Source organism: Emticicia sp. SJ17W-69, assembly GCF_051209875.1.
GTDB lineage: Bacteria > Bacteroidota > Bacteroidia > Cytophagales > Spirosomataceae > Emticicia.
In genome coordinates this window covers 2,034,034-2,048,032 of sequence record NZ_JBNTQY010000001.1, presented here as the reverse complement: position 1 = coordinate 2,048,032, position 13,999 = coordinate 2,034,034, and the positions used below count along the sequence as shown (strand labels likewise).

At 29.8% G+C, this 13,999-nt stretch carries 11 protein-coding genes; all 11 read right to left on the bottom strand.

Annotated elements, in window-relative coordinates:
- Nucleotides 1-55 precede the first annotated feature (55 nt).
- The gene (locus tag ACQUQZ_RS08465; protein WP_435354444.1) at nt 56-835 is read right to left on the bottom strand and encodes a glycosyltransferase family 2 protein; all 780 of its coding nucleotides are present in this window, start codon (nt 833-835) and stop codon (nt 56-58) included.
- Nucleotides 804-2,141: an O-antigen ligase family protein gene (locus tag ACQUQZ_RS08460; protein WP_435354443.1), complete on the bottom strand. Its 1,338-nt coding sequence runs from the start codon at nt 2,139-2,141 to the stop codon at nt 804-806. Before ACQUQZ_RS08460 ends, ACQUQZ_RS08465 begins: the two co-directional genes overlap by 32 nt.
- 8 nt (nt 2,142-2,149) lie before the next feature.
- Nucleotides 2,150-3,580 (bottom strand): lipopolysaccharide biosynthesis protein, encoded by a 1,431-nt coding sequence (locus ACQUQZ_RS08455; protein WP_435354442.1) that lies wholly within the window; start codon nt 3,578-3,580, stop codon nt 2,150-2,152.
- Entirely contained in the window at nt 3,577-4,749 is a 1,173-nt protein-coding gene (locus ACQUQZ_RS08450) for a CDP-glycerol glycerophosphotransferase family protein (RefSeq protein ID WP_435354441.1), read from the bottom strand. The genes ACQUQZ_RS08455 and ACQUQZ_RS08450 overlap by 4 nt, the downstream gene beginning before the upstream one ends.
- Before the next feature lie 299 nt (nt 4,750-5,048).
- Entirely contained in the window at nt 5,049-5,756 is a 708-nt protein-coding gene (locus ACQUQZ_RS08445; RefSeq protein WP_435354440.1) for an NTP transferase domain-containing protein, read from the bottom strand.
- Entirely contained in the window at nt 5,753-6,838 is a 1,086-nt protein-coding gene (locus ACQUQZ_RS08440) for an iron-containing alcohol dehydrogenase (RefSeq protein ID WP_435354439.1), read from the bottom strand. The genes ACQUQZ_RS08445 and ACQUQZ_RS08440 overlap by 4 nt, the downstream gene beginning before the upstream one ends.
- The gene (locus tag ACQUQZ_RS08435; protein WP_435354438.1) at nt 6,835-8,346 is read right to left on the bottom strand and encodes a xylulokinase; all 1,512 of its coding nucleotides are present in this window, start codon (nt 8,344-8,346) and stop codon (nt 6,835-6,837) included. The genes ACQUQZ_RS08440 and ACQUQZ_RS08435 overlap by 4 nt, the downstream gene beginning before the upstream one ends.
- 3 nt (nt 8,347-8,349) lie before the next feature.
- The gene (locus ACQUQZ_RS08430; protein ID WP_435354437.1) at nt 8,350-9,171 is read right to left on the bottom strand and encodes a class II fructose-bisphosphate aldolase; all 822 of its coding nucleotides are present in this window, start codon (nt 9,169-9,171) and stop codon (nt 8,350-8,352) included.
- Nucleotides 9,172-9,199: 28 nt separating this feature from the next.
- Nucleotides 9,200-10,195, bottom strand: a complete 996-nt coding sequence (locus ACQUQZ_RS08425) for a glycerophosphodiester phosphodiesterase family protein (protein ID WP_435354436.1) — start codon at nt 10,193-10,195, stop codon at nt 9,200-9,202.
- A gap of 406 nt (nt 10,196-10,601) precedes the next feature.
- Nucleotides 10,602-12,974 (bottom strand): GumC family protein, encoded by a 2,373-nt coding sequence (locus ACQUQZ_RS08420; protein WP_435354435.1) that lies wholly within the window; start codon nt 12,972-12,974, stop codon nt 10,602-10,604.
- A 104-nt stretch (nt 12,975-13,078) separates the two neighbouring features.
- On the bottom strand, nt 13,079-13,888 hold the full coding sequence (locus ACQUQZ_RS08415) for a polysaccharide biosynthesis/export family protein (protein ID WP_435354434.1): 810 nt from the start codon (nt 13,886-13,888) through the stop codon (nt 13,079-13,081).
- Nucleotides 13,889-13,999 lie beyond the last annotated feature (111 nt).

Genomic DNA, 13,999 nt, shown 5'->3' with positions numbered 1-13,999 from the left:
AACCACTTTTAATAAACTTTGAAAAATTGTTAGTTATATTTTTAAAGAAAAAGTTTCAATTACTCTTTTTTAAATACACGTTTAATCCTAATTTACGCAATTCTTTTTTAATTTTAAATTTAGCTATTACAATGTAAGCGTTGATCCTTGCTTTCATTGGAGAAGCCTTTGCAGTATTTACTACGGCTCTATAATGTTCCCAAACAGCTTTAACTGAATCACTCACTCCACCTTCACTCATTTTAACAGTTACGTAATCAACAAAGAGAGTCTTAAGGTTTTTACCTCCCCTCAATAATAGTTCATAATCTCCAACAATTTTATAATTTGTGTCATATAAACCATATTTTTCAAATAATCTTTTTGAATGTAATGCTCCGGGATGAGCAATTGTCATTTCTTTCAAAAATCTCGGCCATTCGTAAGCCCAACCTTTGATTCTTATCGTTTTTCCGTTAGTATCAAACATTTCTACTCGGGACGAAATAAGGTCATACTCGTTGATATTGGAAGTATTATTTATTGTTTCCATATAGTGCTCTATTGACCCCTCCGTTAACAAGTCATCAGCACCCAAAAACATAATCCAATCTCCAGTAGCTTTCTTTATACCTTTGTTCCAAGCATCATAAATGCCTTTATCAGGCTCGCTTAACCAATAAGATACCACTGTACCATTTTGCTTGATTATATCACAGGTATTATCTTTTGAACCTCCATCTATAATAATAAACTCAAAATCAATAATACCGTTCTTTTGATATTTAAGGCTTTCTATTAATCTCTGCAGATATAGTTCCGCATTATATGTTGCTGTAATTATTGAGAGTTGCATTTTGTTTTATTTGAGAAACATTTGTCATTGTTTTCATACTACTTAACCCTAACCCCAAACATATCCACCAAAAATAAATAATTGGCATACCATAGGTATTGATTGAAAAGAAAGATGTTACGATGAGTGGTAAACTTATAGCTAATGCTATCTTCACTATAATATTAGCTCTATTATTATATTTTTGCCAAATTTTAAATACTATAAAAAGGTGTAAGCAAATCCAAATAGCAATACCTAAAAAACCTATTTCAAAAGTGATGTTAAGAATAGCAGACTCGAAGAAATTTTTATATCCCTTATTCCTATTATCAGTTGTTCCAACTCCATGTCCAAATGGTTCTTCTATTATGGTGGTTATGCCTTTCATAAAGTTATCATCTCTGTCAGCAGCACTTGCTTCCTTACTACTAAGTGATAACTCCAAGATTTGAACTTTTTCTGGAAAATAAGTAAAAATAATAAATGACAATACTATTGAAAAAAAAGAAAGCCCAATAATTGTTTTTCCAATATTCTTTGTTTTATTAAAATATAAAAGGAGCATCACACCAGAGATTGCTATAAAAAAACCTGCTCTTGAAAACGAGAATAATAAACAAATTGACATAAGAAATAATAACAAAAATATTATTCTTTTTGAAAGAAAGCCTTTCTCCTTGTTTAATAATAATGCTGAGATAATTACAATCATAAATGACATATATACACCAAATACATTTGGACCACCTAAAATTCCAGCCATTCGTTCTATACCTAAAATTCTTGCGGATGACGTTTTATATTTTACATAACCATTATCATCAATAAAATCTATTGATCCCATCAATTGGGAGATCTCAATATTGAACATAAAACTTTGTAAAAATCCCATTAAAACATTTATAAATGCAGTTATTGCAAGAAAGAGAATAATTCTAGTAAAAAATTCTTTAGAGATTTGCATTGATAATAATGACATAAAGAGAAATATTGGAAATAAATGATCTCTTAATGTAGGAATCGCATTAATTAGGTTGTCAGTAGTTATAAAATAGAGAACAACAATTGAAAAAAACAAATAGATAAGTTGTTTTATTAATCTTTCTGACTTAAATAAATGGTTCTTATTTATTTTAAATAATAAAATGAGAATAACCACTTCCTTCCAAACTGAAATAATGTTTCCCCCATTAAAAAAATACTGAAAAAAGCTTTTGATAAAAGAGTGGAATGGGAGGAAAAAAATTAATAGCAAAATAAGCGATTCCTTTTTAATAAAAATCGCAGATAAAACTACTATTGAGAATAAAGCAATTTCTAACATTCTAAAAGTTATTTTACTATGTTTATTAAATCCTTAAATACTTTAAATTTTAATAGATATGATGTAACAATCCAAAGTGTGGAAAATGTAATCATTGAAAGTATAATTTTAAGGTGAAGGTAATCATTCAAATATATCTTGTAAAAATATAATAATACTATAGATATTATCAATGAAAGGAGATAAATTGGAAAAATATCTGCTATTTGTTTAAAAACTCCTAAATTAATTTCTCTACCACAAAAAAACATATTTAATAATACCGTAATAATTGCATAAACAAAATTACCATAAATAACCATTAGTAAACTTAATTTAATTGTGAACATTAATATTATTACTAATAGAACTTTTTTAGCAATTTCTAAGCGTAATAACACATTAGACTTACCAACAATTTTTAAAATATTTAAATTAATAGAACTAATCGGATAAAACATACCTATCAAACATAAGAGTTGAAAATATATTACTGCCCCTTTCCATTTTTCTCCTAATATAATTTCAAACAAATCATTGGCAGTGATCATTAACATACTTAATAATGGAGTCACAATAAAAACCGATAATCTTATAATTTGAAGGTATTTCTTTTTTAACTCTTGTTTATCATTTTGCAAAACTGACAGTGAAGCAAATGTAACTTGCTGAATGACTGAAACAATTGTTATAGTTGGAATATCAGAAATTTTTTTTGACTGAGAATATAACCCTAAATCTACGGGTTTATAATACTTCCCAATCATAATCGAATACAAATTATCAAAAATAACCCCAATAGCTCCTGATAAAAGCAAATTCAAGGAAAATGAAGACATACTTTTAATAGGTTTTATACTAAAATTAAAAGTAGGTCTCCATTTGCCAAATATCCAGAATAAAGAAGTTCTAAAAACATTGTACATTAATAATTGAAAAACCAGTGCCCAAACATCTTTCAAAATATAAGATAAAAAAACTCCTAACCCACCAGATACCAATGCAGAAATGATTGATATTTTAGATAAAGACTTATAATCTATCGTTTTTTGTAAAATAGTTTGTTGTATAATTGAAAAAGCATTTATTGGTAGAATCAAAAAAATTACCTTTGCTGCATTCTCTAATCCTTTAATATTATAAAATAATGCAATTTTTGGTGTAATTAAAAAAAGAACTGAGTATAATAACAAACTCAATAAAACATTAAAGTAAAAAACACTTGAATAATCCAAATCTGAGGTATCTTGTTTTCGGATCAATGCCTGACTAAAACCTGCATCCGTTATAACAGTTCCAAGGGCAGTGAATACAGTAAGTATTCCAACTAATCCAAAATCGCTTGGTGACAAAAATCTTGCAATAATTAGAGTACAAACTAATTGTATAAAAAGTGTAGAAAAACGCTCCAAGCTACCCCATAATATACCTACGACTGTTTTCTTCTTTAAATTACTCATTCAATTAATATTTTATACAACCTTTCACATGATTTATCATCAATAAATTTATGATGAATATTTATTAATTCTTGAGTTGGTCTATAACTATCATAGTTTTTAAAAATTTTAAAAATCATTTCGTAAAGTCCCTCTTCTGTCAAACAAATTTCACCGATGTTAGCTTTCCTAATATCAAAGTATGTATCATTATCTTCCTGCTCATAATTATCATATAAATAGAATAAAACAGGCCGTTTTAAGAGTAGATAGTCTATCCAAACACTTGAAAAATCTGTAATCAATAAATCTGTATGGAATATTACTTTTTGAGCATCAAACCCCATTTTAGAGATCTCTAAAATATTATTTGTATTCTTACCATCTATAATTTTACTAACCATATTAGGATGGTTCTTAATTAACAATACAATATTATTCTCCTCAAAAAATTTATTCACATTTTCATTACCTTCAAACAAAAAAGGACTAACTTTTCCATTACCGTAGTCTCTATGAGTTGGCATATATGTAATTACAAATTTACCTTCAATTCCAGTTAACCACTTCTCTTTTTCAAGATATTTTGGATTTAAAAGAGCATCATTTCTTGGTAAACCAATAGCTTCAACTGCATTTGATTTGAATGCACTTTGTAAAAAAGGTGTATAATAATCAGACGTACTGGTGATTAAATTAAGATCAGAAATTTTAAAAGCTGCTACAAACTTATGATAAAAAAAATGTCTTAATTTTGATTTTGGTATATTTAGACGAGCTGGTTGATCATAAATAATTTTTTTAATAGGCATTCCATGTGCTAAGTACACATATTTTCTGTTCTTTTTAGGAAAGCAGTAATTAATATCAGTTCCAAATGAAGTACAAGTGATAACAACTTCACTGGTTAAAATGTATGACAATGCTTTTAGATCTGTGTTTAGATAGCATTTATGCCCTCTATCTCTAATTTGACGTTTTATAGCTTTATTCTGAGTTATCCAAACAGCATCTATTCCAGAGTCGAAAGAATTAATATACTCTAATATATATTTTGAACCTTCATTGAAGTTTTCACCTTTTGATGCCCCTAATACCCATCTATTCTTTCTTACGCTGAAAAATGGATTTAATATATAGACTAAAAAACCTACTATCAATTGAACAGTTTTTTTAATAATTTCTATCATAAATTATTTATTTATTGTAAAGTATTAATTACAAATAAGTATTCTTATGAAATAAACTGATAAGATTAAACATATTATTCCATTTGTATATCACAAAACAACTTAGACTATTTTTTTATACTCAAGTGCAGTGTTTAAGTCTAAAGTCAATTGATAAAATTATAAATAATCAATTGAAAGATGTTCCTATAATATTCGGGTTTGGTATTTGTTTTTTTTATATTAAAATTTATGATTCTGAGTATTTTTAAAAACCCTTTTATTATTATTCAAATCTATAACATGAATAAGATAATATTTTAGCCAAATATTCTTCTTGCATTTTGATAATCTTCCTCAAAATCAACTTCAATAAATTTCGCATCTCCAATATCGAATGATTTTACATCTTTCGATTCATCAATCGCTTTTTGCACAACCGCCTCCATATAAAAGTTCAAGTTGCCAGTTTTGAACAAGGTCTGTGCTGAATGAATCATGTAAGGAACGGCACCTTTTAAGAATTTAGCTATTCCAAGAAACTCACCATCGGCAATTGATGCGTCCATTTCTTTGGTTATTTCAAGAAGATTCCCATTCACATCCAATCTAACTTTCATTTCTTCTTCTCCACACTTTTTTTTCACGTATGGCAATACCATATCTCCCTGAAAATCTTTCAATTTTTCCCACACAGAAATATCAACCAAAGTATCAGCATGTAAAAAGAAGAAATCATCATCTATACTTGGTAAAGCCATATATAATGAACCTAAAACATTACATTTATCCCAAAATGGATTGTATATGTAGCTTATTTTCTCATTATTTTTTGTATAATCTTCTATTTTATCAGCTTGAAATCCAGTAACAATCCTTATGTCAGTGATACCTAATTTCTCTAATATATCAATATTATAATCAAGTAATGTTTTATTTTCTGTAAGTGATAATAACGATTTTGGTGTATTTGCTGTTTGAGAACCTAATCTACTCCCTTTTCCAGCAGCTAATATTAAACCTATCATAGTGAATTTTGTAAAATTGAAATAATTGTTTCTTTAGATTTATAACATGGATCATTGTCCATATTCCCCGTTACATTTGATGCTATTTCTAAAATATCTGATGAATTAACTCCATAATCAGCAAGTGAATAGTCGATATTTAAGTCTTGTTTTAGCCTTATTATGTTTTCTACAAAGTCCGTAGTTGTCAGTCCTAAGGCATGAGCTAATTCATTAAAAACCTCCGTATCTTTAATTTCAGTTAGCCACCCTTTATACAACATTATTAATCCTTGAGCGTGCGAGGTGTTTGTTTTAGGGCCTAAGGCATACTGAATTCTGTGAGGCAAGCAAGTTGAACTTTGAGCTAAGTTGATACCCATTAATGCCGCAGCAATGGCAACTTTCTCTAAGGCATTTTTATCTTTCAAAAAAGCACTTCGCAATTGTCCAAAAACTACTTGAATTGCTGCGACTGATTGATACTTGACCATTGGTGTTGATGCTGTTGACACATACGTTTCAATTGCATGTGTTAAACAATCAAAACCAACTTCAGCAATTAATTTATTGGGTGCATCAATATATAAATCAATATCTATAAATGCCAGATTTGGTTGTAATTGTGAACCACGTAAACCGCTCTTTATATGGTCTTTGGTATCGTAAAGGATTGAACCAAATGACAGTTCAGCACCAGTACCAGCAGTAGTTGGTACTGCAATAGTTTTTATTTTCTTATTACTAAGGCTCTCTTTTTTATAAAATAAATCAATAATTGTAGCACCTTGCCAAGCTACTGACAATGCTTTACAAGAATCGATAACAGACCCACCACCAATGCCAATGATAAGATCTGGTTTTGGTGTTTTAGCTACAAGGTTGTCTAAATCAATGATTGGGGCATTAGGCTTTATCTCATTGAAAAAAGTTAAATTATAGTTTTTAGCAAGTATTTCTTTTGTTTTTTCAACTTTAAGGTATTTACTTACTGTTGGGCTTGTGACTAATAATATATTATTTACATTAGTAAATAAATCAGATTCGTTTATATGCAATAAACTACCAATAGTAATATTTCCTGTTATATGCTTATTAATCATAAGTTTCTGACAATTTCATTTTCGTGGATAATCTTAAGGTCTTTTATGAACTTATGTGTATCATATAGTGGTGTTAAACGCTCATTTAAGCTTTTATATAGATGAAAATAATTATCATATAAAACCCTATTTTTCTCGGAAGGGTAAATTACTTTCCTTACTTTAACAACTTTTTTTAACCCCTCTTTTAAGGTCAAAAATTTCTTTTGAGCCAATGCCATCAATAAAAATGCACCAATTGATGTACTCTCAAAATTATCAACCACATATACTGGTTTATTACAAACATCGGCCTTTATCTGGTTTATTAAATCAAATCTTGCAAGACCACCGCTAACAGTCAATGATTGAACTGTGACGCCAGAGTTTTCTATTAACTCCAATAAATCACGAGTAACAAAAGCAGCGGATTCAAAAACAGCACGAGTAAAGTCCTTTAGAGTTGTGCTTCTATTAATTCCGAAAAAACTTCCTGATGCATTTGGAGAAGTAAATGGAGCTCTTTCACCTAATAAATAAGGAAGAAAAATAACCCCACCAGCACCTATAGTTGATTGTTGAGCTTGATTATCCATCTGAAAATAAGCGTTATCATTCTCAGAATTATAAAAAGCTTGCTTAAACCATTCTATGATACCACCTCCTAAATTATTGGAAGCTCCTATCAAATAATTATTAAGGAATTCGATGTGTTGAACCAATAAAATAGTATTATTACTTTTCAACTCTTGCTCATGAAGCATTCTGACTGACGTAACAGTCCCTGATACATCGCAAGCATTATTACTATCTCCATTACTTGATCCAATTACTGCACATATCGCATCATAAGTTGTCAGAATAAACTTACAATCAGTATTTAAATTATAGTTTATAATTAGCTCTTTAGAAATCGGTACTTCAAAACCAATTGGTTTAACAGGAGGCAATGATTCAGGGCTAATACCTAAATCATTGAGCACAGCAATATCATACCCTTTTCCTTCTTGATAAAACGCTTTACTTGCATTTAATGGATCAGTAAAAATTTCGCCTGTGAAAATTAAATTAATAAGTTCTCCAGCACCCATCCAATATTTTACATTTTCAAAGGTCGATTTTTCATGATTCTTAAACCAGAGAGCTTTAGGAATTAATGCTGATGTTGTGCAAACATATTCTTTTTTAAAAAGAGGGTTACTTTTGATTATTGAGACTTCCTCAACTGTTCGTTTATCAGAAACCATTAAAACTTTGGTTACAGGTTTTAATTGGCTGTTAATTCCTAAAATACAAGAAGAACTTGTAGTAGCACTAATATGGCTTATTTGTTTGCTTAAATCGGTATTGTTCTTCAAATCATCTAATATTTGATATAGAAGAGTCATCCATTCATTGGCATCTTGTTCAACACGTTCTAAAAATAAAGATGTATGTACAGGGTAAGCTTTAGAATAAATTTGTTCTCCAATCTCATTAAACACAATACCCCTAATTGATTTTAATCCAAGATTTATTATTAAATACATATATTATTTTGTATAATTAGCAATATAATTTAGGTAGAATGGAGAAATACTGTTGTAAAAGAAATCTCCAAATTTAATTTCATCATAAGAAGTATTGATATTTGAGTAGTTCTTCATAATGTTTAATGTCTCTACTTTTAAAGCTGTTGAAACATTCATTTTTACTACACCGATATCAATTGCTTGTCTTATCATTGTCTCAGGCATTCCAGTTCCACCGTGTAAAACAAAAAATTGCTCTCCCACAATTCTTTTGGCATCCTCCAACAATTCAAGCTTAATTGAATCAAGTGATTGATAGATGCCATGAGCATTCCCAATTGCCAATGCCAGCAAATCATACTTTGTAGATTCATTAAACTTTTTTAATTCTTCAATATCATAATAAAGACCATGCTCCTCACCAAAACCATCTTCAACGCCTGAAATGCTTCCCAATTCCACCTCTAAAAGACATCCTTTCTGATGAGCGTAATCATAAATTTCGTTTGATAATTTAATGTTTTCAAGTAATGGTAAAGCAGAACCATCAAACATGACAGATGCAAATCCTTTGTCAATACAAAATTTAATTAACGATATATCTAAGCAATGATCTAAATGAAAAGTTAAAAACTCATTTTGATACTTTTTCACAAGCATCTCAAATCCTATATTATCATCGAAATATTTAATAAATTTGGCAGAAAATTGAGCTATAACGTGAACTTGATTCTGATTTGCAACTTTGTAAAGACTTTGTAGTTGATATAAATTTTGAATATTAAAAGCAACAATAGTCCCTTTATTCAACAATTGTTTATTAAATTTTTCTTTTAAAGTCATCCTTATTATCTTTTAAAATCTCTTTTATTTATTTGTTTTTAATCGACAACATATAAGCATTAGGTAAATCAGTTAAAAATCCATCAACCCCCAAACTTTTCAATTCCTTCATTTTAGAAACAGGATTGACAGTCCAAGGCATTATTTTAACATCCAATTCATGACAGCTTTTAACATCTTTATTAATAAAACTATAATTAAACCAAGGACAAAACAATTCTGGCGTAAATCCTAATGTTTTAAAATGCAATTCCGCAGTTTTTGTTGAATCACTAACATAATAACCTAATGGCACATTTTGAAAAATTGATTTTTCTCTATTAGTTTTCCACTCTTTAAGAATGAAATTATCAAAACTATTGATCATAATTTTATCAGAGCTAACAGTTCTAACAACTTCATTTACAAGTGTACAAAACTTATTAACACTTGGTTGCCACTTACCCTCCATAGATCTAAAAGATTTAATCTCTATAATATATTTAATAGGAGGTTTACCTTTAGCTTTTATATAATTCTCACATTCTGATAATACTTCACTCAAAAGAGGCATATATTGTGGTGACAGTTTTCGAGTAGCCCTATAAGCTGTAGTTCGTGAACCAATATCAAATTTTTTTATATCTTCATAAAGCATTTGGTATATTACATATTTACTTTCTTCACTCTTGAGAAGAGGGGAGCCATCGGGCTTATTTGTAAATTCGGAATTCAAATATGGATCATGTGTTACAACAACTTTATTATCTTTAGAAATACAAACATCCAATTCAATTGCATCTACACCAATATCAATTGCACCAATAAACGATGCAAGCGTATTTTCGGGATAAGCTGCGGAATAACCCCTATGTCCCACAAGATAAAATCCTGGATCTATAGTAGGTTTTCTGTATTGGTTTTGAACAGGTAGAGTATGTACTGTATCAGGAGCAATTTGTACTACATTTGTAACAGGACTGGTCGTCTTTTTACATGAATATAAACAAAATGTCATAATAAAAAGCAAATATCTAATTCTCATGTCAGAAATCATTTATGCTATAATAGGTCTTTTAAACAAATGTATTATAAAAATCTCTCGAAATTAAGGTTAAAATATTGTAAAACAAAGCATGGCTTTTATTTGACCAATACTTTATCATTCATAATCGTTAAGAGAAGTAAGTACTTGAATACTAACACAACATATTCTACTCAAATAATAAAAAGTGTTAGGATTCAATTTACCAGCATAATACATTGTTAGCCAAATCAATGATGATGATATTTCATAGCTCTAATGATAAATATTTTACTCTTATTGATACTGCTACTTTCAGTCAAGCATATAGTAGCAGTATCAATAATTGAGGTATCAAAAATATTCTATACTAACATAGACTTACTTAAATCTGTGCTAATAGTTTCCAACAAAACCAACCGAAAAATTATAATTTAAACTTCTTTCTCATTCTTTTGATGAAACTACTTTTTTTGAAATCTTCAATATAATAACCTTTTCCATATCCATATCCATATCCATATCCATATCCATAGCGATACTCTTGGCTATTTTTATAGTTTACACCATTGAGTATCACATTTAAAGATTTCATTTTGTCAAATTTCTTAAGATCATTCAAAATGTTAAGGTTTTGTTTTGGAGTAACCTCATGTCGTACTAAGTAGAAACAAGCATCTGCATAAGGGCTTAAAAGCATTGAATCAGTTACTAAACCAACAGGTGGACTATCAATCAATACATAATCAAATGTTTCACGATAAACATTAATCAAAGTTTCAATTCTGCCATTTGATAATAATTCAGCAGGATTTGGGGGTATCGGTCCACTTGATATCAAAAATAAATTATTTACTGAAGTAGGTTTGATAATATCTGTTTCATTAGTAGCTCCAACCAAATAATTTGAAATACCAAATTCACGGTTTGTATTCAAATAAGATGAAAGCTTAGGTTTACGTAAATCTAATTCCAAAACAGCCACTTTCTTATCTAATGATGCCAAACTAGCTGCTAAATTAAGGGTTACAAAACTTTTACCTTCTCCACTGGTTGATGAAGTAAATAACAAAACTGTTCCTTTTCCATTACTATTGGTATTGATATATTGCAGATTAGTACGAAGCGTCCTAAACTGTTCAGATAGAAAACTCCTACTTTTTGCATCAATCAATGACCCTTCAATATCTTTTGACTTTTGGGCAACTTCTCCAAAAATTGTCATACCAGTAGCATTCTCAATATCTTTCCTTGACTGTACCCTATCATTCAACAATTCTCTGATATTGATTACAGCCGCTGGAATGATAGCCCCAAGTAAAAGGGCAACCAAATAGATAATTCTCGGTGTTGGTTTAATAGGTTTAGAAGTTGCATGTGGTGTATCTACCACACGACTATCAGTAACTGTAGAGGCATAAGACAAGGCTGTTTCCTCACGTTTTTGTAAAAGTAAGAGATAAAGACTTTCTTTAATATTTTGTTGTCTTTGGATATTAACAAACTCACGTTCCTTACGAGGGATCGTACGAATAGCACTTTCAAATCGGTTATTATTACCTTGCAAGCCATTACGAGTAATTATTAATCCTTTTTTCTGGTTAGATACATTTTCACGAATCGCCTGTTTAGTATTTGCAATTTGAGTATTGATTGTTTCCAAAAATGGATTACCAGCTTGTACAGTACGAGAAGTTCTCTCACGTTGCAACTCTAGCTCCCCTAACTTTTCAATAAATGAAGTAAGAATTGGATCATTGACCATCAAGGTCGCAGGAGCTACGTTGTTTTGTCCACTTGCTAAGTATCGCTCTACACCATCCAATACTTTCAATTGTATATCAACTTCACTCAGCTTAGCATCATTATCTTTTACTTTTTCTAAAAATAAGTTACCTTCAGCACTCAAATCTGTAATTCCTTGTGTAGTTTTATATACCTCTACATCTTTCTCTACATCTTTCAATTCACCAGTAATGAGTTGCAAACGTTCACCAATAAACCTTAGTGTTGCTGTTGCTTCACTATTTTTATCTTCTAAAGAAGAGAAAGTATAAACATCTATTAATTTTGTCAAAATAGTTCTTCCTTTTTCAGGCACGGCATCTTCAAGTCCTAATTGAAGAACTGTACTTTTAGGATTAATCAACTCTACTTGAATGTCTTTGGTAAAGGCTTGAACCATTTCTTCTCTACGTGCAAAACGAATTTTGACGATTTCTCCGCTTTTTGCCTTTGGATTGTTCAAAAACACCCTAAAACGTCCATAACTATTACTCAATGATTGAGTATAGATATATTTTCCAAGTACACTTTTATTTTCATCTAATAGTTCAAAATTTTGCGAATCCACTAATCGTATATATAGTGGGTCTTTGTATGCAATATCTTTTAAACTTATATAGTTCAATGTGACAGGGCTTTTTTTGAACAATTCAACATCTCGTATCCACCCTTCCGAATAATATGAAACTGTTAGGTTTAAATCATCAATCACTTTTTCGGCCAAAACCTTTGATTTAATTACCTCTATTTCATTTTCTACAATCTTACTTCCACTAAACATATCCAACTCTTTCAAGATATCATTTCCAGCACTTGAGCCTTTTTTCTCATCTTTAATTAATAATGTTGCCGAAATTTTATAGATAGGTACTGCATATTGTAAGTACAAAAAAGCACCTCCAAGTGTCAGCAAAAGAGCCAATCCAAACCAATACCAATAGCGTAGATATTTAAGAAAATAAAGTTTTAAATCTATTTCACCTTCCTTTTCTTGCAAAATTTCAAAATTATTCATTCTTATATTTTATTATTATTTAGAAAATGACTCATTTATTAAGTATATACAATTTGGTGTTTAATATAAATAAGCCGATGAATTACAATTATTTATAACATGAGTTACTTAATAATATTAACCAGTAAAGTGACAAATACAATAGCAGTTGTAGCAATACTTGTATAAATAGGAGCCAACTGTACTTTTTGCTCTGTATAAGTAGCCTTAGCCTTCACAGGTTCAATATATATTAAATCACCATTCTGTAAATAATAGTAGGGTGAATTGAATACTTCTTGGGTCAATAAATTAAGTTTGGCTACTTCTCTGATTCCATTATTTTCTCTTAAAATCATTACATTAGTTCGATTTCCATAGACTGTCAAATCACCCGCCATAGCCAAAGCTTCAGGTAATGTGGTGCGATCATCTAATAAATTATAAGTAGCTGGACGGTTCACCTCACCTAATACAGAAAACTTATGATTCAAAAAACGGACATTAATCGCTGGGTCTTTCAATGACTTTAAAACTTCAGTTCTCACAACATTGGCTGCCTCTTCAAGTGTCATATCCAATAATTTTATCCTTCCTACAAATGGTACCTCTACATGCCCAGTTGAATCAACCAAATAACCCAAAGGCTGCCCTCTTTGGCCTGTTTGAATGTTTGGATATGCAGTAGTTGTCAAAGGATTGATATTTGCAAAATTCATAATTTCATTAGACTCTTTGTTTAAAGAACCAACTGTAATTGCCAAAATATCATTTCGCTGGATACGAGATGTTTTAGGTTGAATTTTTAATAATTGTTGAAATTTTAAAGAATCGCTTGATTGAAAATAAGCAATAGGCGGTGTTGTAATACACGATTGAAGATGTAGGAGCATCAAAGGTAAAAAACAGAACAGTATAAATTTTGTTGCTTTCATGTGTAATTAAGGATTCGTTATATATTGGGGTAATACTTTTTTAATCGAACTTTAATGTCTGTAAAACAAAATTAGATATATTCTTGTAAAAATGCAATGTTTTTTATTAAA

Bases quoted from the DNA above. Each gene is read 5' to 3' on its own strand.
- ACQUQZ_RS08465 (WP_435354444.1), bottom strand. From the start codon at position 835: ATGCAACTCTCAATAATTACAGCAACATATAATGCGGAACTATATCTG.
- ACQUQZ_RS08460 (WP_435354443.1), bottom strand. From the start codon at position 2,141: ATGTTAGAAATTGCTTTATTCTCAATAGTAGTTTTATCTGCGATTTTT.
- ACQUQZ_RS08455 (WP_435354442.1), bottom strand. From the start codon at position 3,580: ATGAGTAATTTAAAGAAGAAAACAGTCGTAGGTATATTATGGGGTAGC.
- ACQUQZ_RS08450 (WP_435354441.1), bottom strand. From the start codon at position 4,749: ATGATAGAAATTATTAAAAAAACTGTTCAATTGATAGTAGGTTTTTTA.
- ACQUQZ_RS08445 (WP_435354440.1), bottom strand. From the start codon at position 5,756: ATGATAGGTTTAATATTAGCTGCTGGAAAAGGGAGTAGATTAGGTTCT.
- ACQUQZ_RS08440 (WP_435354439.1), bottom strand. From the start codon at position 6,838: ATGATTAATAAGCATATAACAGGAAATATTACTATTGGTAGTTTATTG.
- ACQUQZ_RS08435 (WP_435354438.1), bottom strand. From the start codon at position 8,346: ATGTATTTAATAATAAATCTTGGATTAAAATCAATTAGGGGTATTGTG.
- ACQUQZ_RS08430 (WP_435354437.1), bottom strand. From the start codon at position 9,171: ATGACTTTAAAAGAAAAATTTAATAAACAATTGTTGAATAAAGGGACT.
- ACQUQZ_RS08425 (WP_435354436.1), bottom strand. From the start codon at position 10,195: ATGAGAATTAGATATTTGCTTTTTATTATGACATTTTGTTTATATTCA.
- ACQUQZ_RS08420 (WP_435354435.1), bottom strand. From the start codon at position 12,974: ATGAATAATTTTGAAATTTTGCAAGAAAAGGAAGGTGAAATAGATTTA.
- ACQUQZ_RS08415 (WP_435354434.1), bottom strand. From the start codon at position 13,888: ATGAAAGCAACAAAATTTATACTGTTCTGTTTTTTACCTTTGATGCTC.